Origin of the sequence: Salinimicrobium sp. TIG7-5_MAKvit (genome assembly GCF_049569215.1) — a bacterium.
GTDB classification, from domain to species: domain Bacteria; phylum Bacteroidota; class Bacteroidia; order Flavobacteriales; family Flavobacteriaceae; genus Salinimicrobium; species Salinimicrobium profundisediminis.
On record NZ_CP145903.1, the window covers coordinates 1,275,380 to 1,296,679 of the forward strand.

The window sequence follows — 21,300 nt, forward strand, 5'->3', positions numbered from 1 at the left end:
AGTCTGTTTTTTAGAAATAGAAGATCGACTTATTCTTCTCTTTAGGTTAAAAGTTTTTATTATCAATCAACTCCCCAGGACTTATTAGGTTCAGGCCCAAGATATAATTCCAACGTTCCTCCTTTGGCAAAGGTTTCGTGAGGAAACCAGTATTGGTTATGGTTCTTACCATTGAGTTTGGCGCTCTGGATGTACATATTTTCTTTGGAGTTGTTATATGTTTTAATAGTAAAAGTTTTTCCTGGGTAATATTTCGGATCCAGTTCAATGACCACTTCGTCAAAAATTGGACTGGTAATATCATATACCGGTGTTGCATCCACGTTGCCTTTCAAACTGAACAACCCGATAGCCATGAGGGTACTAACGCCTCCCATTTGTCCCTGATCTTCATCATGACCTCCATACCCTAGTTCAGGGGTAGTACCACCGTATGCCTGCTCTTTCACTCTGCGCACCCAATATTGGGTCAACCAGGGTTTGCCAGCGTAGTTGAAAACATGAGCATTGGAACAGCCAGGTTGATTTGCATAACTCAAATAGCCTTCGCTATATCCAAATACAAAATCGTCGTCCTCAGCCATTTCAAAAGCATGATTTAATTTATCACACAAGGCTTCCTCACTGCCGATGAGCTCTGCCAGTTCGTCTATGGCATGAGATACAGACCAGGTAGCTTGCCACGCATTGGCCTCCACCCAGCCGGCACCGGAAAGTGGATCTGTATGAAGGAATTCTCCCGCTCTGTCCTTCGGAAAGACCAGGTCGTGTTTTTCATTAAAAAGGGTTGTCCAGCCCATAGAACGTTTACCAAAAAAGGCTGCATCTTCATCTCGGCCTGTCTTTTCCGCCCATTGTGCAAGTGCATAATCCTGAAAAGCCGCCTCTAATGTGATTCCTGCATTGCCGGGCCAGTAACCATTTTCAGTGTAGAAATTAATATCCTCCGCATCCCCTAACATGCCCCCAGGTAGTAGATTTTGCTTTACCTTATTATATGCAAGGTCCGCATCGACTTTGGTTAAAAGGCCTTTTTGAAAAGTTGCTGCAATCAGATTTGTGGCTGGAGAACTTGTCATAATATAGGAATAGCCTCCTCCTGAAGGTCCTCTGGGGAGTAAATAGCCATTCTCAGCAAACTGCACCATGGAAGAGGACATTTCATCCATTACTTCCGGCCAGGCCAGACCCCATAGAATATTTAAATTCCACTGGGATAACCACCAGGCATCAGAATTATACATATTGAATTTAACTTTCCCATACTTGTCCTTGGGCAGTGTTCTTATCTTAAATTCAGCATCTGTAAAATTTCCATCTCTCACTCCTGTAGTTCTGTCGGGATAATCACCTGAAATGTCGTTGATCTTTTGTCTTCCTAGCAGGACATGCCAAAGATCAGTATACAGTTTTACTTTTAGGTCAAAGCTACCCCCCTTGACTTTGATCTTGCCTAGCCAGTCGTTCCATACCAAACGGGATTCGTCCTTTACCTTCTTAAAATCCCAGTGCGGGAGCTCCTGCTCCATATTATTACGCGCATTTTCAATACTTGTATAAGAAATAGCAATCTTCATCTTAAGCTCTTCACCTGCTTTTACGTCAAAAATGTTGGATACTCCGGCGCTGTCTCCAACGATCTCGTTAACATTTTGGAAACGTTGCTCATCCTCCCAGGCATCCATCTGCTTAAAAGCCTTATCAAAAGCGGCTACAAAGAAGATCTTTACATCTTTTGGACCTCCCCAGAAGCGATCAACAGTGCTAAAAGATCCTTCTATTTCTGTCGGACTTACTTTATTGACCTTGGCATTAGTCATGGTGTTATTATTAATTACCCCTCCAAGGTTCGTGATGATCTGAGCTTCCATGTCTTCTGTGAAGTTGTATTTATAGAAGCTCACCCGGTCTGTTGTGGTATTTTCGACCCATATATTATGGTCCCGAAGGAAAACTCTGTGGAATCCAGGAGCAACGATTTCGTCCTCATGGCTAAAGCGGGATCTCCAGCTTTTGTGCCCACCTGTGGGGTCGATGCTCCCTGGCGCGGGCATGACTTCAAGACCACCGATCATCCAGCTATGGATTTGGTGAAACCCTAAAATGTATTCAGAATTATAGTTATACCCTCCCCCGTATTGATTCTTGTTCCGGGTCATTGGAGCCGCGGAGGCCATTCCAAATGGTCTCGAACCAGTAATAAAGAAAATATAGCGACCCCTACTGGATTCAATATAGGGATCAACCCAGGCAATAGGATCATCCGTATGCTGCGGAGCCGCTAAAACTTCGATTTCAGAAAGCCCAACATCTTTTCCTTCGGCATCTGTCACTTGTATTTTAACCCAATCAATCGTTTTCGTATCAAATTTAATTTCATGACCATTCCCGTTTCCTGGAATCCTACGCATATAATGAATTGATCCATCACTAAAGCTCAGTTTCAAGCTAGCTACATCCTCCTTTTCTGTAGGACGGTCATATACTATGATCCTATTTACTTTTTGAGGATTATCCCAATCCATTTGAATCCAAGGGAGTTCAATATATCCCCAGCTGGTTCGTATTCCTTCACACACCCATTCCCCTAATCCATCTACACCAATAACACCGTCAGCAACTAAATCAGCAGGAGTGTTTTTATTAAGAATACTGGATGCTGTTATTTTGGCATCTTTAGCCACATTAATATCCTGAGCGGATAACGAAATCGATATAGTAAAAGAAGCCAAAAAAAGTAATTCTTTAATATTTAGACACATATGGATAAATAAAATTAGTATGTCCAAACATATGAACATTTAATTATATATCCTAATTTTTTATTAATAGAGAATGAGGTAGTTTAAATAAAATTTCGTGTTATGGTAAAATACCCCTATCCGTTTTGAACCCTTATTGAAGGAAAAAAATTTGGGTTGTGACAAGCTAAAGAAACTTCTCAATAGAGAATCAGATTCTAAAATATTAGGGGAAAGCTGGGAAATCCCCGGAGTAAAAAATAATATTTCAGTAGTTGAAAATGGTGCATTAATAGGAAAAACTTGAAGTTCAATTATACAGAAGTGTAAAGATAAATTACTGGGAAAAAGCAACTTTAAAAAATTTGGTGCTGAATTTCCCCTTTTAATTATATTCATTGATGGTGAAAATGAACTTTCTGGACAATTACATCCCCACGACAATATTGTTAAAAGGAGGCACAACTCTTTTGGGAAAACTGAAATGTGGTATATCTTACAGTCTGAAAAAGGAGCAGAGATTAATATAGGTTTTAGAAGAAACCTCTCTAAAACCGAAAATCTCACACACCGCCTTTATCCAGCAAAAGGTCGAAATAGGAAATGAAGGTTTTCCTGGACCTGATCTTTTTTACTGTAATGGAGCGACTGGATTTTCCCAGGAGCGAAATGGAGGGAGTCCTGGTGCCAGGTGTTCAAGTTCCTTTCCCAAGCTCTTTTCCCGAAGCAAAGCGGAGGGGAATGTGCTGAGGATACTTCACCCTTAAATTCTTACAAATTAAAAAACATTGTCCATTTTTTCATCATCTTCATTTTGATGAAAGTTTAAAATTTTGTTGCAATAACTCCATATCTCTTTCCACTTTTTCATCCAGTACTTTAGCATAGATCTGCGTTGTTTTTAAAGACCTATGCCCTAACATCTTCCCTACACTTTCAATAGGAACTCCTTTAGAAAGAGTTACAGTGGTTGCAAAGGTATGTCTGGCCAAATGCGTAGTTAGATTTTTTTTGATGCCGCATAGATCCGCTATTTCCTTTAAATAAGCATTTGATTTTTGGTTTGTCAACACCGGCAAGACGCCTTTTCCGGCTTGAACATGGGGATGTGCCGCATATTTGTCCAGAATGGCTTTTGGAATATCTAGTAGAGGAATACTACTTAATGATTTCGTTTTTTGCCGTTTGGTTTTAATCCATTTTTTGCCGCTAATGTTAATTACTATATCATCTGAAGAAAGCTTTTTTACGTCGGCAAAGGCCAAGCCCGTATAACAGCAAAAGAGAAATATATCCCTCACCAGTTCTAAACGAGGAATATCAAATTCTTTATCAGCCATTTCCTGGAGCTCGGAATCAGTCAGATATTCCCGATCGGAGGTTTTCCAACTCCCTTTCCAGTGAAAGAATGGATCTTTATCTATCCACTGATTTGCATAGGCGATACGAATGATCTTCTTAAAGTTAACAATATACTTTTGAGCAGTATTATGAGCACAATCTCTCTCTGATCTTAAAAAGTGGTCAAATCCGGTTATAAACTTATGATCCACATCTTCCACGGGAATATCTCTTCTTTTTCCTCTGGCGGCCAAATAATCTTCAATGTGTTTTTTGCAAGCATTGTATCGCTGCAGTGTGCCCTTTGTAAATCCTTTTCCGATCAATTTTTCCATCTGATCATTATGATCCTGGAAAATCTCCAGCAGCATATATTGTTTTTCCCTTTTGCCTGAATAAATATCTTTAATAATTGCAGCAGAAATTGGCCTACTCTCTCTCAAAAGACGATCATGAATATCATATAAGGCTGCTCGGATAGAATCAATAAATCTGGAAATAGATTGTGATTCCGCAGAGTTGCCTTTTGCCTTTCCACTTTTACTGCTCCAGTTTTTTAAATGAACTTTTCGGCTCGTACTGAACTCAACCCGATGACCATTATAGGTAATCCTGGCGTACAACACGGCGTAATCACCAGTTGAAGATCTCCCTTTTTTAGGAAAGAATAGGATGCTAAGTAACTTTGACATAGGTGCGTCTTTTAAAATGCTCACCTGAAAGGTACTAAAATAGGGGTATAAAAAATGTTAAAGGAACCTCGCAAAGCCTTTGTTAACAATACTTTACAAATAATTCGGTGCGTCTTTTTTAAGAGCAAAAAGACGCACCGAATTGAGCACCAATTAATTGCATTTATTTGCCATTAAATGAAATGAATTAAAAAGAAAAAGCCTCAAAATCATTGATTTTGAGGCTTTTAGGGTGGTTTTGGATTTCTCCTAGCGGTCTGGACGAGACTCGAACTCGCGACCCCCTGCGTGACAGGCAGGTATTCTAACCAACTGAACTACCAGACCGTTGCTTTATTGCGAGTGCAAATATACAGCACATTTTCAGTTCTACAAACGTTTTTTAAAATATTTTGAAAGTATTTTTTACCCACCTAAACAAACTTCTGACGTTCAACTAAATACGTAAGTAAAATTTTTTCAAAATTTTCATTAGTATCGGCCTGTACGTATTTAATTCCATACTGCGCACACTTCAGCTTAAGCCTGCTAAAATAGGTGTTCACCTCCTGCAAATAGCTATCTCTCACATTATCAGCATAAAGGTCTATTTTCTCGCCCGATTCAACATCTGTGAAGCGATGAGGCTCTTCTCCAAAATTAAAACTGAACTCCTTTTCCCTGTCCAGAACATGAAACAAAACCAGTTCATGCTTGTTGTATTTTAAATGCCTTAGCGCTTCAAAAAGCTTCTCCTCCTCCACTTCTTCCTGGAACATATCAGAAAAGAAGAAGATGAGCGACCGCCTCTTCATTTTTTCGGCTATTTGATGCAAGTAGGTGTACGTGGCTGTACTCTTATTGCCCACGGGGCGGCTTAGGGTCTCTTCAAGCACATGTAGCAGCATACGGCGGTGCCTGTCGCCTCCTTTTTCGGGTGCGTAATATTCGTATGCATCGCTGTATATACTAAGGCCTACAGAGTCCCGCTGCTTTTTGAGTATTTGCATTAGACATGCCGATGCTAAAACAGAAAAACCTATTTTATTGAGGTTAGAAAGGCTTTGAACCCTTTTCTCCGGAAAATGCATGGAAGCAGAGTTATCCAGTATCAAATGGCACCGTAGATTGGTTTCTTCCTCATATCGCCTGGTAAAGAGCTTATCGGTCTTTGCAAAAAGCTTCCAGTCTATATGCCTGGTACTCTCGCCGGGATTATAAACCTTATGCTCTGCAAATTCTGAAGAATACCCATGAAAAGGACTTTTGTGAAGCCCCGAAATAAATCCTTCCACAACCTGCCTGGCCAGTAATTCCAGGTTAACAAATTTTCCGGAATGGTGAATCTCCTGCTCTAACTGCATTTCTGAAAATTTCTATCCAAGGTACAAATTATAAGGCATAAAAAAATCCGGGGAACCCCCCGGATCTCTTTATATCTAAACTTGTGATCTACTATAGCAGTTGATCCAGCGCTTCGGCATAAGTATTTTTAGGAGCAACTCCTACCTGTCTTCCCACTACTTCACCATCTTTAAAGATCAATACAGTAGGAATGTTTCTCACACCGTATTTTGCAGCAAATTCCTGGTTTGCATCTACGTCAAGCTTTCCAACTACTGCTTTCCCTTCATATTCCTTACTAATATCATCAATGATAGGACCTACCATTCTACAAGGGCCGCACCATGCTGCCCAAAAATCTACCATTACAGGTTTGTCGCTTTTAAGTACTTTCTCTTCAAAAGTAGCGTCAGTTATTTCTAAAGCCATATTTCTCGTTTTAGTTCATTGTTCTACTAAAGACAAAAATAGGTAAAATTATAAGGACTCAATACCTTAAGAAAATCAGATTTATCTATCTGCTCATTGTCACCTCCTATAAAAAGCCTTTTCACTCCTCAAAAATGTAAGAAAAACCTTTCATTGTTTTCACCAGTTTAACCCTTCATCTGGTAATTTAGATCTTAAACGTTTTATCTGAAATATCAATAATTAGCATTTAAGATTTCGTTATCTTTAATATATAAGTAATTAAAAATCAGCGCTTATTCGTATAACTTTACCCTAAAAAACATTGCCATGTCTGCACTCTCTCACCTCTGGAAAGAACAAACTGAAGGTTTTTCATTTGTTCAGAAAATTATCATCGGAACTATACTCACTTTCATTCTTGTTACAGCTGTTTTTGCACTTTACCTGGTATATCTGGAGCTACAGAAATAGCCTGAAGCACGACTGAAGTTTTACCCGATGAAGAAAATTTGTCGGGAATGAAATATTAAAAAAACACTCTCCAAAAATGCCATTTTTGGAGAGTGTTTTTTTAATTCAGCTTATACAATACCTGTTGTTCTTCCAGCGCGTTTAGTAGTTCCTGGGAAATCCTAACTTTCTGTTTTCGGCTGGGCATGTGCAACTTTATTCTTTCCTTCATTTCATACACCACAAAATTAAGCCGGTTCTCCCCGCTGTGATTTCTGAAAATATCAAAAAGAGCATCAATCTTATCCTCCTGAAGTTCATCTATATTCAGTTGAATAGTGAGCTTTTTGGCATAATTCTCCATCACATCATGCAGCAACTGAATGTTGTTGAACTGCAACCTTGGCTCTCCTTTTCTACCTGTTTCCCTATTAGGGTAACCCTCTCTAATAAAGATCTTCGCGTGAATAAAAGAGTTGGGCACCAGGAAATGGCGGTACTTGAGGTACTCTTCCTTGAACATTCTAAACTCGTACGAATCTGAATAATCCTCTACAATAAAACTGGCCCAGCCCTGCCCCTGTTTATTCACTCTATGCTGTACATCACTAATTACCCCTCCAAAAGTGAGTTCTTTATTAACGGCTTCTTCCAGATTTTGGAAATCGGCTAAAACGGCGTTACAGAAGTACTTTAATTCGGTTTTAAAATCATCAAGCGGATGCCCGGATATATAGATCCCAACTACTTCCCGCTCCCGCTTCAGTTTTCCCATAGTACCCCATTCTTCGCAGGGAGGCACCACCGGCTCCGGGATTTGAACTTCACTTGTGTCACCAAAAAGGCTCACCTGGGCCGAATTTTCATTCTCCTGGTATTTGGCTGCATACTTCACTACCTTTTCCAAAAAAGTAATGCCGTCGCCTTCATCATGGAAGTACTGTGCCCTGTGCGTATCGCCAAAGCTGTCAAAACCACCAGCCAAAGCAAGATTTTCAAAGGCCTTTTTATTGGCTGCCCTTAAGTCTATCCTCTTTGCCATGTCAAAAATGGATTTGTAAGGACCTTTATCTTTCCTGTTTTCAACTATGGTAGCCACAGCTCCTGCACCTACTCCTTTAATCGCTCCCATTCCAAAACGCACTGCGTTCTCTTTGTTCACCGAAAATTTGTAATAGGATTCATTAACATCAGGCCCAAGCACGTTCAACTTCATTCGCTTACATTCTTCCATGAAGAAGGTCACCTGCTTAATGTCATTCATGTTATTGGAAAGTACTGCTGCCATGTATTCCGCAGGATAATGCGCTTTTAAGTATGCGGTTTGATAGGCAATCCAGGCATAACAGGTAGAGTGAGATTTGTTGAAGGCATAAGACGCAAAAGCTTCCCAGTCTTTCCAGACTTTCTCAAGCACTTCCCGCGGATGCCCGTTCTTTTCTCCCCCATCAAGGAATTTTGGCTTCAATTCTTCCAGCAGCGAAAAGATCTTTTTACCCATCGCCTTCCGCAAAACGTCGGCTTCACCTTTGGTAAAGCTGGCGAGCTTTTGCGACAGCAACATCACCTGCTCCTGGTATACCGTAATTCCATAGGTTTCTTTGAGATATTCCTCCATCGCCGGCAAATCATAAACGATTTCCTCATCCCCGTGCTTCCGGGCAATAAAGCTGGGAATATATTCCATTGGCCCCGGCCGGTAAAGAGCGTTCATCGCGATAAGGTCATCAAAGACCGTTGGTTTGAGGTCTTTCATGTGCTTTTGCATCCCGGGAGATTCATACTGGAAAATCCCTACCGTTTCCCCACGTTGGAATAACTCATAAGTCTTCTCATCGTCCAGCGGAAAGCTATCGGGGTCAAGATCAATATCATGCCTGCCCTTCACAATCTTTACCGTGTCTTTAATAAGCGTCAAGGTTTTAAGCCCCAGGAAATCCATTTTTAGGAGCCCAGCACTTTCAACAACCGAGTTGTCAAATTGGGTAACATAAAGATCTGAATCCTTGGCCACGGCCACGGGCACGAAATTGGTAATATCACTTGGTGTAATGATCACCCCGCAGGCATGGATCCCGGTATTTCTAACAGATCCTTCCAGAATCCTCGCCTGGTTAACTGTTTGAGCCTCAAGGTCATCTCCTTCAGCAATATTAAGAAGCTCATTCACCTTATCTACCTCTTCACTCCTAAAACTACTCCTAATGGTCTTTTCGTCCATTCCGAAGATCTTGGCGAGCTTGGTGTTGGGAATCAGCTTGGCAATCCTGTCGGCTTCATTTAAAGGCAGGTCAAGTACCCGCGCGGTATCCCGAATAGAAGATTTCGCAGCCATGGTACCATAAGTAATGATCTGCGCCACCTGGTTGGCGCCGTATTTCTTGATCACGTAATCCATAACCCTGCTTCGACCCTCATCATCAAAATCAATATCAATATCGGGCATACTCACACGATCGGGATTTAAGAATCTCTCGAAAAGCAGATCGTACTTGATAGGGTCGATATTGGTAATTCCAAGGCAGTAGGCCACCGCACTACCTGCCGCCGATCCCCGTCCCGGTCCCACCGAAACATCCATGTTGCGTGCTTCCCTAATAAAGTCTTCCACGATAAGGAAGTAGCCCGGGTAACCGGTATTTTCAATTACCGAAAGTTCGAAATCGAGCCGCTCCTTAATTGCCGGGGTAATTTCACTATATCGCTTCTCTGCCCCAACAAAAGTAATGTGCTTTAAATAAGCGTTTTCACCTCTCTTCCCTCCATCAACGGCATCTTCAGCCACTACAAATTCTTCAGGAATAGTAAAGGCAGGCAATAAAACATCCCGTGCCAGCTCATAAGGTTCAATCTTATCTACAACTTCCTGAACATTTGAAATTGCTTCCGGCAGGTTTTTGAACAGCGACTTCATTTCATCGCCGCTCTTAAAGTAGTATTCATTATTGGGAAGCCCATAGCGATAACCGCGGCCACGGCCAATTGGCGTAGCCTGTTTTTCACCATCCTTTACACACAATAAAATATCATGCGCATTAGCATCCTCCTGTTCACAGTAATAAGTGTTATTGGTTGCCACCAGCTTCACCTCATGTTTCTTAGCCAGCTCCACTAAAACAGGATTCACCCTGTTCTCATCTTCCTGATTATGGCGCATTAACTCTACATACAGGTCATCTCCAAATTGTTCTTTCCACCAAAGCAGCGCTTCTTCTGCCTGATTTTCACCAACATTCAGGATTTTCCCGGGAACTTCCCCGTAGAGGTTTCCGGTAAGAACAATGATATCCTCCTTATACTGCTGTATCACCTCCCTGTCAATCCGCGGCACGTAGTAAAAACCTTCGGTATAAGCCATAGAAGACATCTTCGCGAGGTTGTGATACCCTTTTTTATTTTTTGCCAGTAGTACTACCTGGTAACCATTATCTTTTCGGCTCTTGTCTTTGCGATTTTCACACACAAAGAATTCACAACCCACAATCGCTTTAAGCTCCCGGGCTGTGGCAGGCTCATTATTTTCGGCGGCGGCTGCATTTTTAGCCTTTACGCCCTTGTTATAAATACCAACTTCTTTTACAAAGTGAAAAGCCCCCATCATATTAGCGTGATCTGTCAGCGCTACCGCCGGCATATTTTGCTTTGCCGCGGCGTTCACAAGATCTTTAATGCTAATGGTAGACTGCAAAATGGAGAACTGGCTGTGGTTATGAAGGTGAGAAAACGCAACTTCATCAAGCTTTTCAAGGTTTTCCTCTATTTCTGCGGAAGAAATTTCAGTCCCTTCTTTCTTCTGAAGCCTTTTCCTGATCTCTTCGGAAGCCTTCTTCAGGTTGATGTGTTTTAAACCGATTAGCTCAATGGGCTGCGGATTTACTTCTGAAAAATTCTCGAAATAATCGGGTTTTACATCCAGTTCTTCCGAAGTAAAGATCCTCTTCCTGATAAGTTCAAGAAAACAACGCGTAGTTGCTTCCACATCGGCAGTCGCATTATGGGCTTCAGCAAAGGGCTCATGAAAAAGGAATTCATGCAGCTCAGTCAACGTAGGGAGCTTAAACTTCCCTCCCCTACCACCGGGAATACAACACAACTGTGCAGTTATTTCGGTACAGGTATCCAGCACCGGCAGGTTGTTCAGGTTGTTTTCCATTTGCAGCCGATGAAATTCGGCTCCCATAATATTCACATCAAAACCTACATTTTGCCCCACTACAAATTTTGAGCGGGAAAGAGCTATGTTGAACTTCTCCAACACCTCCTGTAGGCTTACGCCCTGCTCTAAAGCTAACTCGGTAGAAATCCCGTGCACCTTTTCGGCATCATAGGGAATATTAAATCCTTCGGGCTGCACCAAATAATCCTGATGCTCAACTACCCGCCCCATATCATCGTGTAACTGCCAGGCGATTTGTATACAGCGCGGCCAGTTATCACTATCGGTAAGAGGAGCATCCCAACGCTTGGGAAGACCCGTGGTTTCAGTATCAAAAATAAGGTACATAAAATAATATTTTAGAGGCTTTTAGGCTGATTATTAACACCAACCAAAGCGTTTGAAGCAAAATTCGAATTGGTAAAATTAAATATAAATGAACGTATTCTCAGGATAAGTTTTCAGGAATTATTAACGAAAAATAGGTGCCAAAAATGGCATTTTTGATACATAAAAAAAGCCCGGGACTTGCCGGGCTTAATATTCATATTCTAAAATTTACTAATCAAAAGCTTCCTCCAGATCTTTCACCTGTTTGAAAGTGCGCTCAATAGCATTGCGCTGTTTAATAAGCAGGTTTGCTGTAGAAGGCGCAAAACCGTCTTCTTTTATGATCTTATTGTAATCTTCTACAGCCACTTTTTCTCCCCTAACTACTTCTTCCAGAATTTCTTCTTCTTTATCTGAACTAAAAGCAGCTTTTAAATCCATCCAGGCGTGGTGGGCTTTCCCGCTTATACTGGTTCCTTTATCGGGAGACCCGCCCAGGTTCTTGATTTCGGTTTTTAACTCATGCCCAAAATCATATCGCTCTTTTGCTTTGGCTTCAAAAAAATCTTTCAGCCGTTGGTTCTTTACGTCTTCTGCCGCTTTTTGAAATCCTTTTTCAGAATCATAATTCTTTTCCAGCAGCTCATTGAGTTTTGACGCCAGGTCTTTTGTCGTGTTCATTTTCATCTTCATTTTTTGGGTTAGCAACTTTTCTTTCTCTCTAAGATAAGACACAATAATTGACGCAACCTAATGTTTAACAGGGTTTAGCACTCGTTAACTTTGTTTAAAATACGTTTTTTACAGGGCATAGAACAGGAAATATATTTTTTGCTAACCACTTAATATACAATAAAAAATAATAGTATCTTTGCCCCCTCATTAATAACCGGGGTCGGGAACCCCACAAATTAATTTTTATGCCTGTAAAGATTAGATTACAAAGACACGGTAAAAAAGGAAAACCTTTTTTCTGGATCGTTGCTGCGGATTCACGCGCAAAAAGAGATGGTAAATTCCTTGAAAAATTGGGAATCTACAATCCAACTACCAACCCTGCAACTATTGACATTGATGTTGACAGTTCTGTAAAATGGTTACAGAATGGTGCACAGCCAACAGATACTGCAAGGGCTATCCTTTCTTACAAAGGAATCCTTCTTAAGAATCACCTTGCCGGTGGTGTGAGAAAAGGTGCTTTGACCGAAGAACAAGCAGAGGAGAAATTCAACGCATGGGTATCGGAAAAAGAAGGAAAAGTTGAAGCTAAAAAAGATAACTTGAGCAAAGAGCAGGAAGCTGCTAAAGCTAAAGCTCTTGAGGCTGAAAAAGAAGTTAACGCCAAGCGCGAAGCCGAAGCTGCTGCCGCTGCACAACCTGAAGTTGAGGAGAACACCGAAGACCAGGAAGCTGCTGCTGCAAATGAAGTAGACGATGCTACTGCTGCTGAAGCGAATGCTGAAGAAAAACAGGACCAGGCAGGTTCTTAATTTTTTCTCTAACGAGCTATGACAAAAGAAGAGTGTTTCTATCTTGGCAGGATCGTTAGTAAATTCAGTTTTAAGGGAGAGGTATTGATCAAACTCGATACCGATGAACCCGAAAGTTATTTAGAAATGGAATCAGTTTTTGTCGAATATGACAATAACCTGGTTCCATTTTTTATTGAAAGAAGTTCGCTGCAGAAAAGCAACCTCTTACGTGTAAAATTTGAAGAAGTAGATTCTGAAGAGGACGCAGAAGATCTTATGAAATGCGACCTCTATCTGCCACTCAACCTGCTGCCCGAATTAGATGAAGATCAATTCTATTTTCACGAAGTAATCGGTTTTACCGTAGAAGATGAGATTTACGGCACAGTTGGCACCCTCACCGGAGTCAATGACACCACCACCCAGGCCCTTTTTGAAATAGAAAAAGACGGCAAACAGATCCTCATCCCCATGAACGACCAATTCCTGGTTAAGGTGGATAAGAAAAACAAAACCATCTACGTTAAGACGCCCGAGGGACTTATTGATTTATATCTATAATCAATACCCAAGCACCAAATTCCAAATTCCAATTACCCGGAAATTTCAAGCACCCAATTTCAACTTTTGAAAATTTTCAAATTTCGAATACCAGGCATCAAATCCAAAAGAAAATAAAATTTAAATTCAATCCGAAGCAAAACATAAGGTTCTAAAAAAGCATTTTTTGCTAACTTTAAGTATGAAACCTTATAACCTGGAAGAAAGAACTTTTGATTTTGCAAGACAATGCAGATTATTGATTTCAAAGCTTTTAAAAACAATTTCAAATATTGAAGACGGAAAGCAACTTATAAGATCGTCGGGATCTGTAGGTGCGAATTACATCGAGGCTAATGAGAAACTGGGGGACAAAGATTTTTCTTTTCGACTTAAAATTGCTAGAAAAGAAGCTAAAGAATCTGCTTATTGGTTAAAACTTTTAAAAGCCTCAAACCCGTCCATTGATTCAGAGATATAGGAAATTTTCAGGGAAGCAGAGGAACTGCGAAAAATATTATCTGCAATTATTAAGAAATCATAATTAAATTTATTCCTCCCTTGGAAATTCGGTTCTTTAACGCGACTTTTTTCTTTTTAGAATTTGGTGTTTTAAATTTACCACATACCTCTCTTTGGAATTTAATGTTTGGCGCTTCATTTACCAATTGGAATTTGGTGCTTGGAATTTGGTGCTTATCTTGCGTCACCAATTAATAATCAGCAATGGAAAGCTTCCGTTTTAAACAATTTACAATTCAGCAGGATAAGTGCGCGATGAAAATCGGTACCGATGGGGTGCTGCTGGGAGCCTGGACTTCTTTACAGCATAATCCGTTTTCTGTTCTGGATATAGGCACCGGCACCGGCGTCATAGCTTTGATGTTGGCACAGCGCAGTAATGCTGAACTCATTGATGCTCTCGAAATAGATGAAGATGCCTACGAACAGGCAGTTGAAAATTTTGAGAACAGCGACTGGGGCGACAGGCTCTTTTGCTATCACGCCGCCTTTGATGAGTTTGTGGAAGAGATGCAGGAAGAAGGTATGGAAGAAGAGGAAAAGTATGAACTCATAGTTTCCAATCCGCCATTTTATTCAGCCGACTATTCTTCAGGAGATGCAAAGCGTGACCAGGCGAGATTTTCAGAAGCACTCCCGTTCGAAGAACTGCTGGAAGGAGTTTCCCTACTCCTCTCAAAAAGGGGAATTTTCAGCGTCATTATTCCTTATGCTGAAGAAGAAAAATTCCGCTACCTGGCAGCTGACCACGGACTTTTTCCGCAGCGCATCACCCGCGTTAAAGGAACTCCCGATTCTCCCGTAAAAAGAAGTCTGCTGGAATTGTCATTTTTGGAAGGTAAGCCCGAAGTTGATGAACTCGTAATCGAAACCGCCCGGCATCAATACACTCCTGAATATATTGAGCTGGTAAAAGATTTTTATTTGAAGATGTAGTTTCTTTAAATCCTTGGATAACCCAGGTTTCGATTCCGAAGAAATCAAATCTTTATAGAAAAAATAAAAACAGAACATATGCGACCCCGTAGGGGTCGAACGGTCGCGTGAACTATAGCTATAAAGGTATGCCCCTTTCAGGGTCAAAAAAATAGAAATCAATCTTTTTCCATGAATTTAAAGCTTCAGACCTAACAGGTTTTTGAAACCTGTTAGGTCTTTATGGTCTTTCTATGTAAATTTACTATTCCAGACAAAAACTTAAACTACCAACAATGAAAGCAGACCAATTCCAGTCGCCCGATTATTATAATCTTGACGACCTTCTTAGTGATGAACATAAAATGGTACGTGATGCTGCCCGGGAATGGGTAAAGCGCGAGGTTTCTCCCATTATAGAAGAAGCCGCCCAAAAAGCCGAATTTCCGAAGCAGATAATTAACGGCCTTGCCGAAATTGGAGCCTTTGGCCCTTATATTCCCGAAGAATATGGCGGTGCCGGCCTGGATCAAATTTCCTATGGATTGATCATGCAGGAGATAGAAAGAGGCGATAGTGGCGTAAGATCAACAGCTTCTGTACAGTCTTCTTTGGTGATGTATCCTATCTTTAAATACGGGACCGAAGAACAAAAGAAGAAATATCTTCCAAAGCTGGCTTCGGGAGAAATGATGGGATGTTTTGGCCTTACCGAACCCGACCATGGTTCTAACCCCAGCGGCATGACCACCACCTTTAAAGACAATGGAGATCACTACCTGCTCAATGGTGCAAAAATGTGGATCTCTAACGCTCCTTTTGCTGATATCGCTGTTGTATGGGCAAAAAATGAGGAAGGCCGCATCTACGGACTCATTGTGGAACGCGGAATGGAAGGTTTCACCACACCCGAAACTCATAACAAGTGGTCGCTTCGCGCCAGTGCCACAGGAGAACTTGTATTTAACAATGTAAAAGTGCCTAAAGAAAACCTGATGCCCGAAAAAAGCGGACTGGGTGCTCCTCTTGGCTGCCTTGACTCTGCCCGCTACGGGATTGCCTGGGGCGCAATTGGGGCTGCGATGGATTGCTATGATACAGCTTTGCGATATGCAAAGGAACGCGAACAGTTTGGGAAGCCTATTGCGAGTTTCCAGCTACAACAGAAGAAACTGGCCGAGATGATCACAGAGATCACCAAAGCCCAACTGCTTGCGTGGAGACTCGGAGTGATGAGGAACGAAGGCACAGCTACCTCAGCACAAATTTCTATGGCGAAAAGGAATAATGTAGAAATGGCTATCAATATCGCCAGGGAAGCCAGGCAGATTTTAGGAGGAATGGGAATTACCGGGGAATATAGCATTATGCGACACTCTATGAACCTGGAAAGTGTGATAACCTACGAAGGCACACACGACATTCACCTCTTAATAACAGGGGCAGATATTACAGGAATTCCTGCTTTTCAGTAAAAAAAGGCCTCACAGGTTCTAAAAACCTCTGAGGCCTACTCCAAATTTAAATATCTAGATCAAAACAAGGGCAGCGTTTACAACGCCTGCCCTTTTTGTATTTTTCACAGCATTCGCTCTTCAACTCCACAGGCTTTTTCGCAATCACCCCATCCAGCTTTAGATAATCTCTGGATTTTTGTGAATAGAAAACAATGACATTTAAAATCATGGTACCTGCGATAGTATTACTTCTCAAAAAGGGCAAAAACCGAACCCTTTTTTCAAACTAGTCGGCGTTAAAAGGCGCGATCTTTACTTCCAGCCCATCGAGCTCTTTCTCCATGGGAATTTGACAGCTTAAGCGGCTGTTTTCCTGCACAAAAAAAGCCTGGTCCAGCATCTCCTCTTCTTCATAAGACTTTTCGGGAAGCAGGTGATCTTTGTTCAGCATATAGCACTGGCAGGAGGCACACATGGCCATTCCTCCACAAATACCTACAGTACCTTCGGGTGCGAGCTCATATGAACGAATCACCTCCATGAGGTTCATGTTCATATCTATAGGCGCATCGACAACGTGCGCTTCTCCTTCGCGATCAATGATTGTAATTTTAATATCTGACATTTGTCAATTATAAAACCTCACAGGTTTCCAAAACCTGTGAGGTTTGGTTTTAAATTTCGGTAAAATTAATTAATACTCTTTACAACTTCCCGTTTGGCCTCTTTCTTACTGCCGTCAAATCCATTCACCCCACTCACTGTGGTGTATTTCATCACATATTTCTTATCGGGAAATATTTTTTGGTAGGCACTCTGGCACATAATGGCTGCTTCATGGAAACCACACAAAATGAGCTTTAGCTTACCCGGATAGGTATTTACATCTCCAATGGCATAAATCCCCGGAATATTGGTTTGATAATCGTAGCTGTTATCAACCTTGATTGCATTCTTTTCTATTTCGAGCCCCCAATTGGCAATGGGTCCAAGTTTGGGTGAAAGTCCGAATAACGGAATGAAATAATCAGTTTCTTTGATCTCTTCTTCGGAAGCATCTCCTTTGTGGCGGATTACTACTGAATCTAATGCTTCTTCTCCTTTCAGGCCAACTACTTCAGCTTCAGTAATGAGATTGATTTTTCCTATTTTTGAGAGTTCAGAAACTTTCTCTACTGAATCTAAAGCTCCGCGGAATTCATTTCTTCTGTGAACCAGAGAAACTTCCGAAGCAACTTCAGAAAGATAAATAGCCCAGTCTAAAGCTGAGTCTCCCCCTCCTGCAATTACCACACGCTTGTCGCGGTAATCTTCGGGTTCCCTGATCATATAGGCAACCCCGTTGTTCTCATACTTTGTAATATTGGGAATAGGAGGTTTGCGGGGTTCGAAACTCCCCAGACCACCGGCAATAACTACTACAGGGGCCTGATGCTGCGTACCTTCACTGGTGGTGACGATAAAAGAACCGTCGTCCAGCTTCTCTATTGTTTCTGCCCTTTCCCCCAGGGTAAAACCTGGTTCAAACGGACGAATCTGCTCCATAAGGTTATCTACAAGATCTCCCGCCAGTACTTCGGGAAAAGCCGGAATATCATAAATAGGCTTTTTTGGGTAGATCTCTGAACATTGCCCCCCCGGTTGCGGCAGGGCATCTATTAGGTGACATTTTAATTTTAATAATCCTGCTTCAAATACGGCGAAAAGACCAGTAGGCCCCGCACCGATGATCAACATATCAGTTTTAATCATTACTTCTTATTTTGTGAATTGGGGAAATGTTATTTTTCAATATTCAGCACCTTTTCAATTTGAGGTACATACCGTTTAATGGTCATTTCAACACCCGATTTCAAAGTCATCGTGTTTACGCTACAGCCCACACAGGCTCCCTGCAACTGAACCTTTACCAGCCGGTCGTCATCTTCTATACTGATAAGGGAGATATCTCCGCCGTCATTCCTAAGGAAAGGCCTTATTTCTTCAAGGGCTCTCTCTACGTTCAATCTAACTTCTTCGCTTGTCATGACTATTTTTTAACTGCACTACAGCCAGCCATAGTGGTGATTTTTATTGCTTCGGTAGGAGGCAAACTGCTATTGCGGTTCACCGTTTCCTGCACTACATTTTGTGTAAGGAGCTCTAGAGCTTTAGATAAAGGTGTATTCTCCTGCAATGCTGCCGGGTGCCCAATATCTCCTGCCTCCCTGATGCTTTGTACTAAAGGCAACTGCCCCAAAAATGGCACTTGCAAATCTTCGGCTAAAAGTTTAGCACCTTCCTTTCCAAAAATGTAATATTTATTATCGGGTAATTCTTCAGGAGTAAAATAGGCCATATTCTCAATAATCCCCAAAACCGGAACATTGATGGTCTCCTGCTGGAACATCGCCACTCCTTTCCTTGCATCGGCAAGTGCTACGTTTTGAGGCGTACTCACAACAACGGCTCCGGTTAAAGGAAGTGATTGCATGATAGAAAGATGAATATCCCCTGTTCCCGGAGGCAGGTCTACCAACAGGAAGTCGAGTTCACCCCAGGCTGCATCAAAGATCATCTGGTTCAACGCCTTCGCTGCCATAGGGCCTCTCCATATTACCGCCTGATTTGGCTGCGTAAAGAACCCAATAGACAGCATTTTCACCCCGTGGTTTTCAATAGGTTTCATTTTTGACTTCCCATCTACATTCACAGAAAGGGGTTTTTCTGTCTGCACATCAAACATCATAGGCATAGACGGCCCATAAATATCGGCATCTAAAAGACCTACTTTAAAGCCCATTTTTGCCAGACTCACCGCAAGGTTTGCAGTGACAGTAGACTTCCCTACTCCACCTTTCCCTGAAGCTACCGCAACAATATTTTTGATACCGGGAATAGACTTCCCTTTAATCTCTGTCTTCTCGGGCGCCTGAACCTTAATATTCACCTTCACCTTGGCTTTTTGATGAACGTGTTCATGAATGGCTTTCATTACATCAACCTCTGCGCGTTTTTTGATGTGAAGCGCCGGAGTAGTAAGCAGCAGGTCTACCACCACCTCATCTCCAAAGGTCATAATGTTCTGAACCGCACCACTCTCTACCATATTTTTACCTTCCCCTGAAACAGAAATAGTTTCAAGAGCATTTAATATATCCTTACGATTAAGTTTCATGCTGTATTTCTTGTAATTTCTGAACCTTATGTAGATTCATTCTAAATGCAAATATAAGCTGAAAAGCTAAGATAACGAAGTTATTACCCATTTTTAAGGATCAATAAAATCAATACAAAAATAGCTTAAATTTTTACTGAAGTTCTACCGAAGGATCCCAGAAATGATCCTGAAATCTTACGATTTTATCGTTTATAACCTGCACTCCTTCAGCCTCGAGCATTTGCTGCATTACCCGGGTTCCGGGAAAATGATGTTTCCCTGTAAGCAGGCCATTTCTGTTCACCACCCGATGTGCCGGAATATCTTCCATTTTAGAAGCATTATTCATAGCCCAGCCCACCATTCTCGCACTGCCTTTTGCTCCTAAAAAAGCGGCGATAGCGCCATAGCTGGTCACCCGCCCTTCAGGAATAAGTTTTACCACCTCATACACCCGTTCAAAAAAGGAAGTTTCTGTCATTACTGCAAATAGATCCTAATGAAGGTAATGATCAGCAAGACCAGCATAAGAGCTGCCATGAAGTAGTTGGAATATTTTACAAAAAAAGTCCCCTCAGCTTCTATCTTGGTGAAAAACAACGCATAAAAGTAAAGGGTTGTAAACGTACCCAGAGAAGCTCCCAGTACAAATGCGGTATTGTTAAGCGGGTGATATTCTACAGCGCCATTTACATTAAGTGCAGCAGCAAGTGCCACAAAAAATGGAATGGGAAAAATATTTAGTACGCCTATCATCATTCCCTTTAGCACACTTCTTAGCCCGGAGGTTGGATGAACCTCTACCTCTTTCTTTTTTCGTTGTGCCATTACGAGAAAATAGAACATCATGATCAAAAAGATCACGAGCCCGGCCCGCAAGAGCACATTGTTAATATATGTATTGTCAAAGATATAGCGCGCCAGCATGACCGCGATCAACGCCTGTAGCATAACGATCACAGATGCACCAATAGCCATGTAGATGCCGTTCTTTTTACCTCTTTTGACACAGGTTTTGGCAACACTCATATTCACAAGTCCCGGGGGAACTACCCCCAGCAGCGCTGCAAAATAGGTAATAAGGAAAATTTTAGTTTCCTCCAATGCTGGTTATTTTATCCTAAACTGTACGTAAGTTATGGGTTTTCCCTGCTCAAGATACTGTTTTTCATAAAAAGTCTGTATCCCGGTAACTTCTTTTGGAGAATACTCGTTTTTATACACGTTGTGGTTGGCCTGTACCACCTCATGACCTTCGCCATGGAGTAGACCAAGTGTATAGCCGTGCATAAATTCACTATCTGTTTTAAGGTTGACCAGGCCTTGTGGTTTCAGGATCTTCTTATATCTCTGAAGAAATTCGGAATTGGTCATTCTATGCTTGGTACGCTTGTATTTTATTTGTGGATCGGGGAAAGTAATCCAGATTTCATCTACTTCATTTTCCGCAAACAGCAAATCAACCAGCTCTATCTGGCTTCTCAAAAAGGCCACATTTTGAAGCCCTTCTTCCAGGGCTGTTTTCGCACCCCGCCAAAAACGGGCTCCTTTAATATCAATCCCAATAAAGTTCTTCTCCGGATAGGCTTCAGCAAGAGCCACGCTATATTCCCCTTTTCCGCAGCCCAGTTCAAGTACTATAGGCTTATCGTTTTTAAAGAAGTCGCTGCTCCACTTCCCTTTCAGGTTAAATTCTCCATCTACCACCTCTTCCCGTGTGGGCTGTACCACATTAGAAAAGGATTCGTTTTCTCTAAACCGCTTTAATTTATTCTTACTTCCCACCTGAAATTTTAATATTTTGGTAAAAT

Annotated in this window: 19 protein-coding genes and 1 tRNA gene; 6 read left to right on the forward strand and 14 right to left on the reverse strand. The window is 41.6% G+C overall.

The window, feature by feature from the left end; genetic code table 11:
• Positions 1-62: 62 nt before the first annotated feature.
• From V5739_RS05730 to trxA, 5 genes are all read right to left on the reverse strand, one after another.
• Positions 63-2,762, reverse strand: coding sequence for a GH92 family glycosyl hydrolase (locus tag V5739_RS05730; protein WP_423819991.1), 2,700 nt, complete (start codon positions 2,760-2,762; stop codon positions 63-65).
• A 788-nt stretch (positions 2,763-3,550) separates the two neighbouring features.
• The gene (locus V5739_RS05735) at positions 3,551-4,774 is read right to left on the reverse strand and encodes a site-specific integrase (RefSeq protein WP_423819992.1); all 1,224 of its coding nucleotides are present in this window, start codon (positions 4,772-4,774) and stop codon (positions 3,551-3,553) included.
• A 253-nt stretch (positions 4,775-5,027) separates the two neighbouring features.
• Positions 5,028-5,101, reverse strand: a tRNA-Asp gene (locus V5739_RS05740).
• 86 nt (positions 5,102-5,187) lie between these two features.
• Complete coding sequence (locus tag V5739_RS05745) at positions 5,188-6,117, reverse strand: DUF58 domain-containing protein (protein WP_423819993.1); 930 nt, start codon at positions 6,115-6,117, stop codon at positions 5,188-5,190.
• Positions 6,118-6,208: 91 nt separating this feature from the next.
• Positions 6,209-6,526 carry a thioredoxin gene (trxA, locus tag V5739_RS05750; protein ID WP_266068369.1) on the reverse strand — a complete coding sequence of 106 codons (318 nt, stop codon included), beginning with the start codon at positions 6,524-6,526 and terminating at the stop codon, positions 6,209-6,211.
• A 309-nt stretch (positions 6,527-6,835) separates the two neighbouring features.
• Between trxA and V5739_RS05755 the strand changes: the two genes are divergently transcribed.
• Positions 6,836-6,979 carry a hypothetical protein gene (locus V5739_RS05755; RefSeq protein ID WP_266068368.1) on the forward strand — a complete coding sequence of 48 codons (144 nt, stop codon included), beginning with the start codon at positions 6,836-6,838 and terminating at the stop codon, positions 6,977-6,979.
• Positions 6,980-7,079: 100 nt separating this feature from the next.
• Here the strand turns inward: V5739_RS05755 and dnaE are convergent, their stop codons facing one another.
• Together dnaE and V5739_RS05765 are read right to left on the reverse strand one after the other, a co-directional pair.
• A complete protein-coding gene (dnaE, locus tag V5739_RS05760) occupies positions 7,080-11,462 on the reverse strand; it encodes a DNA polymerase III subunit alpha (protein WP_423819994.1) in 4,383 nt (1,460 codons plus the stop codon).
• 213 nt (positions 11,463-11,675) lie between these two features.
• Entirely contained in the window at positions 11,676-12,125 is a 450-nt protein-coding gene (locus V5739_RS05765; protein WP_423819995.1) for a ferritin-like domain-containing protein, read from the reverse strand.
• Positions 12,126-12,364: 239 nt separating this feature from the next.
• Between V5739_RS05765 and V5739_RS05770 the strand changes: the two genes are divergently transcribed.
• The 5 genes from V5739_RS05770 to V5739_RS05790 all read left to right on the forward strand — a co-directional run bounded on the left by V5739_RS05770 (position 12,365) and on the right by V5739_RS05790 (position 16,368).
• On the forward strand, positions 12,365-12,934 hold the full coding sequence (locus tag V5739_RS05770; RefSeq protein ID WP_423819996.1) for a 30S ribosomal protein S16: 570 nt from the start codon (positions 12,365-12,367) through the stop codon (positions 12,932-12,934).
• An 18-nt stretch (positions 12,935-12,952) separates the two neighbouring features.
• The gene (rimM, locus tag V5739_RS05775; protein ID WP_423819997.1) at positions 12,953-13,477 is read left to right on the forward strand and encodes a ribosome maturation factor RimM; all 525 of its coding nucleotides are present in this window, start codon (positions 12,953-12,955) and stop codon (positions 13,475-13,477) included.
• 181 nt (positions 13,478-13,658) lie between these two features.
• Positions 13,659-13,937, forward strand: coding sequence for a four helix bundle protein (locus tag V5739_RS05780; protein WP_423819998.1), 279 nt, complete (start codon positions 13,659-13,661; stop codon positions 13,935-13,937).
• Between the two features lie 245 nt (positions 13,938-14,182).
• Positions 14,183-14,914, forward strand: a complete 732-nt coding sequence (locus V5739_RS05785; RefSeq protein WP_423819999.1) for a tRNA1(Val) (adenine(37)-N6)-methyltransferase — start codon at positions 14,183-14,185, stop codon at positions 14,912-14,914.
• Between the two features lie 275 nt (positions 14,915-15,189).
• Complete coding sequence (locus V5739_RS05790; protein ID WP_423820000.1) at positions 15,190-16,368, forward strand: acyl-CoA dehydrogenase family protein; 1,179 nt, start codon at positions 15,190-15,192, stop codon at positions 16,366-16,368.
• Between the two features lie 268 nt (positions 16,369-16,636).
• Here V5739_RS05790 and V5739_RS05795 read toward each other — a convergent pair whose 3' ends face one another.
• From V5739_RS05795 to trmB, 7 genes are all read right to left on the reverse strand, one after another.
• A complete protein-coding gene (locus V5739_RS05795; RefSeq protein WP_345599434.1) occupies positions 16,637-16,975 on the reverse strand; it encodes a 2Fe-2S iron-sulfur cluster-binding protein in 339 nt (112 codons plus the stop codon).
• A gap of 65 nt (positions 16,976-17,040) precedes the next feature.
• The gene (locus V5739_RS05800; protein WP_423820001.1) at positions 17,041-18,102 is read right to left on the reverse strand and encodes an NAD(P)/FAD-dependent oxidoreductase; all 1,062 of its coding nucleotides are present in this window, start codon (positions 18,100-18,102) and stop codon (positions 17,041-17,043) included.
• A gap of 29 nt (positions 18,103-18,131) precedes the next feature.
• Positions 18,132-18,377, reverse strand: coding sequence for a NifU family protein (locus tag V5739_RS05805; RefSeq protein WP_228916004.1), 246 nt, complete (start codon positions 18,375-18,377; stop codon positions 18,132-18,134).
• A 2-nt stretch (positions 18,378-18,379) separates the two neighbouring features.
• Positions 18,380-19,507 carry an Mrp/NBP35 family ATP-binding protein gene (locus V5739_RS05810; protein ID WP_266068357.1) on the reverse strand — a complete coding sequence of 376 codons (1,128 nt, stop codon included), beginning with the start codon at positions 19,505-19,507 and terminating at the stop codon, positions 18,380-18,382.
• Between the two features lie 133 nt (positions 19,508-19,640).
• Positions 19,641-19,970 (reverse strand): MGMT family protein, encoded by a 330-nt coding sequence (locus tag V5739_RS05815; RefSeq protein ID WP_423820002.1) that lies wholly within the window; start codon positions 19,968-19,970, stop codon positions 19,641-19,643.
• Positions 19,970-20,593, reverse strand: coding sequence for a LysE family translocator (locus V5739_RS05820; RefSeq protein ID WP_423820003.1), 624 nt, complete (start codon positions 20,591-20,593; stop codon positions 19,970-19,972). The genes V5739_RS05815 and V5739_RS05820 overlap by 1 nt, the downstream gene beginning before the upstream one ends.
• A 6-nt stretch (positions 20,594-20,599) precedes the next feature.
• Positions 20,600-21,274, reverse strand: coding sequence for a tRNA (guanosine(46)-N7)-methyltransferase TrmB (gene trmB / locus V5739_RS05825; RefSeq protein ID WP_423820004.1), 675 nt, complete (start codon positions 21,272-21,274; stop codon positions 20,600-20,602).
• Positions 21,275-21,300 lie beyond the last annotated feature (26 nt).

What these genes read in the sequence shown, in the direction of transcription:
- V5739_RS05730 (WP_423819991.1), bottom strand. Translation starts at nt 2,762, where the DNA reads ATGTGTCTAAATATTAAAGAATTACTTTTTTTGGCTTCTTTTACTATA.
- V5739_RS05800 (WP_423820001.1), bottom strand. Translation starts at nt 18,102, where the DNA reads ATGATTAAAACTGATATGTTGATCATCGGTGCGGGGCCTACTGGTCTT.
- trxA (WP_266068369.1), bottom strand. Translation starts at nt 6,526, where the DNA reads ATGGCTTTAGAAATAACTGACGCTACTTTTGAAGAGAAAGTACTTAAA.
- V5739_RS05790 (WP_423820000.1), top strand. Translation starts at nt 15,190, where the DNA reads ATGAAAGCAGACCAATTCCAGTCGCCCGATTATTATAATCTTGACGAC.
- V5739_RS05810 (WP_266068357.1), bottom strand. Translation starts at nt 19,507, where the DNA reads ATGAAACTTAATCGTAAGGATATATTAAATGCTCTTGAAACTATTTCT.
- V5739_RS05815 (WP_423820002.1), bottom strand. Translation starts at nt 19,970, where the DNA reads ATGACAGAAACTTCCTTTTTTGAACGGGTGTATGAGGTGGTAAAACTT.
- rimM (WP_423819997.1), top strand. Translation starts at nt 12,953, where the DNA reads ATGACAAAAGAAGAGTGTTTCTATCTTGGCAGGATCGTTAGTAAATTC.
- V5739_RS05770 (WP_423819996.1), top strand. Translation starts at nt 12,365, where the DNA reads ATGCCTGTAAAGATTAGATTACAAAGACACGGTAAAAAAGGAAAACCT.
- V5739_RS05785 (WP_423819999.1), top strand. Translation starts at nt 14,183, where the DNA reads ATGGAAAGCTTCCGTTTTAAACAATTTACAATTCAGCAGGATAAGTGC.
- V5739_RS05795 (WP_345599434.1), bottom strand. Translation starts at nt 16,975, where the DNA reads ATGTCAGATATTAAAATTACAATCATTGATCGCGAAGGAGAAGCGCAC.
- V5739_RS05780 (WP_423819998.1), top strand. Translation starts at nt 13,659, where the DNA reads ATGAAACCTTATAACCTGGAAGAAAGAACTTTTGATTTTGCAAGACAA.
- V5739_RS05805 (WP_228916004.1), bottom strand. Translation starts at nt 18,377, where the DNA reads ATGACAAGCGAAGAAGTTAGATTGAACGTAGAGAGAGCCCTTGAAGAA.
- V5739_RS05765 (WP_423819995.1), bottom strand. Translation starts at nt 12,125, where the DNA reads ATGAACACGACAAAAGACCTGGCGTCAAAACTCAATGAGCTGCTGGAA.
- dnaE (WP_423819994.1), bottom strand. Translation starts at nt 11,462, where the DNA reads ATGTACCTTATTTTTGATACTGAAACCACGGGTCTTCCCAAGCGTTGG.
- V5739_RS05755 (WP_266068368.1), top strand. Translation starts at nt 6,836, where the DNA reads ATGTCTGCACTCTCTCACCTCTGGAAAGAACAAACTGAAGGTTTTTCA.
- V5739_RS05745 (WP_423819993.1), bottom strand. Translation starts at nt 6,117, where the DNA reads ATGCAGTTAGAGCAGGAGATTCACCATTCCGGAAAATTTGTTAACCTG.
- V5739_RS05735 (WP_423819992.1), bottom strand. Translation starts at nt 4,774, where the DNA reads ATGTCAAAGTTACTTAGCATCCTATTCTTTCCTAAAAAAGGGAGATCT.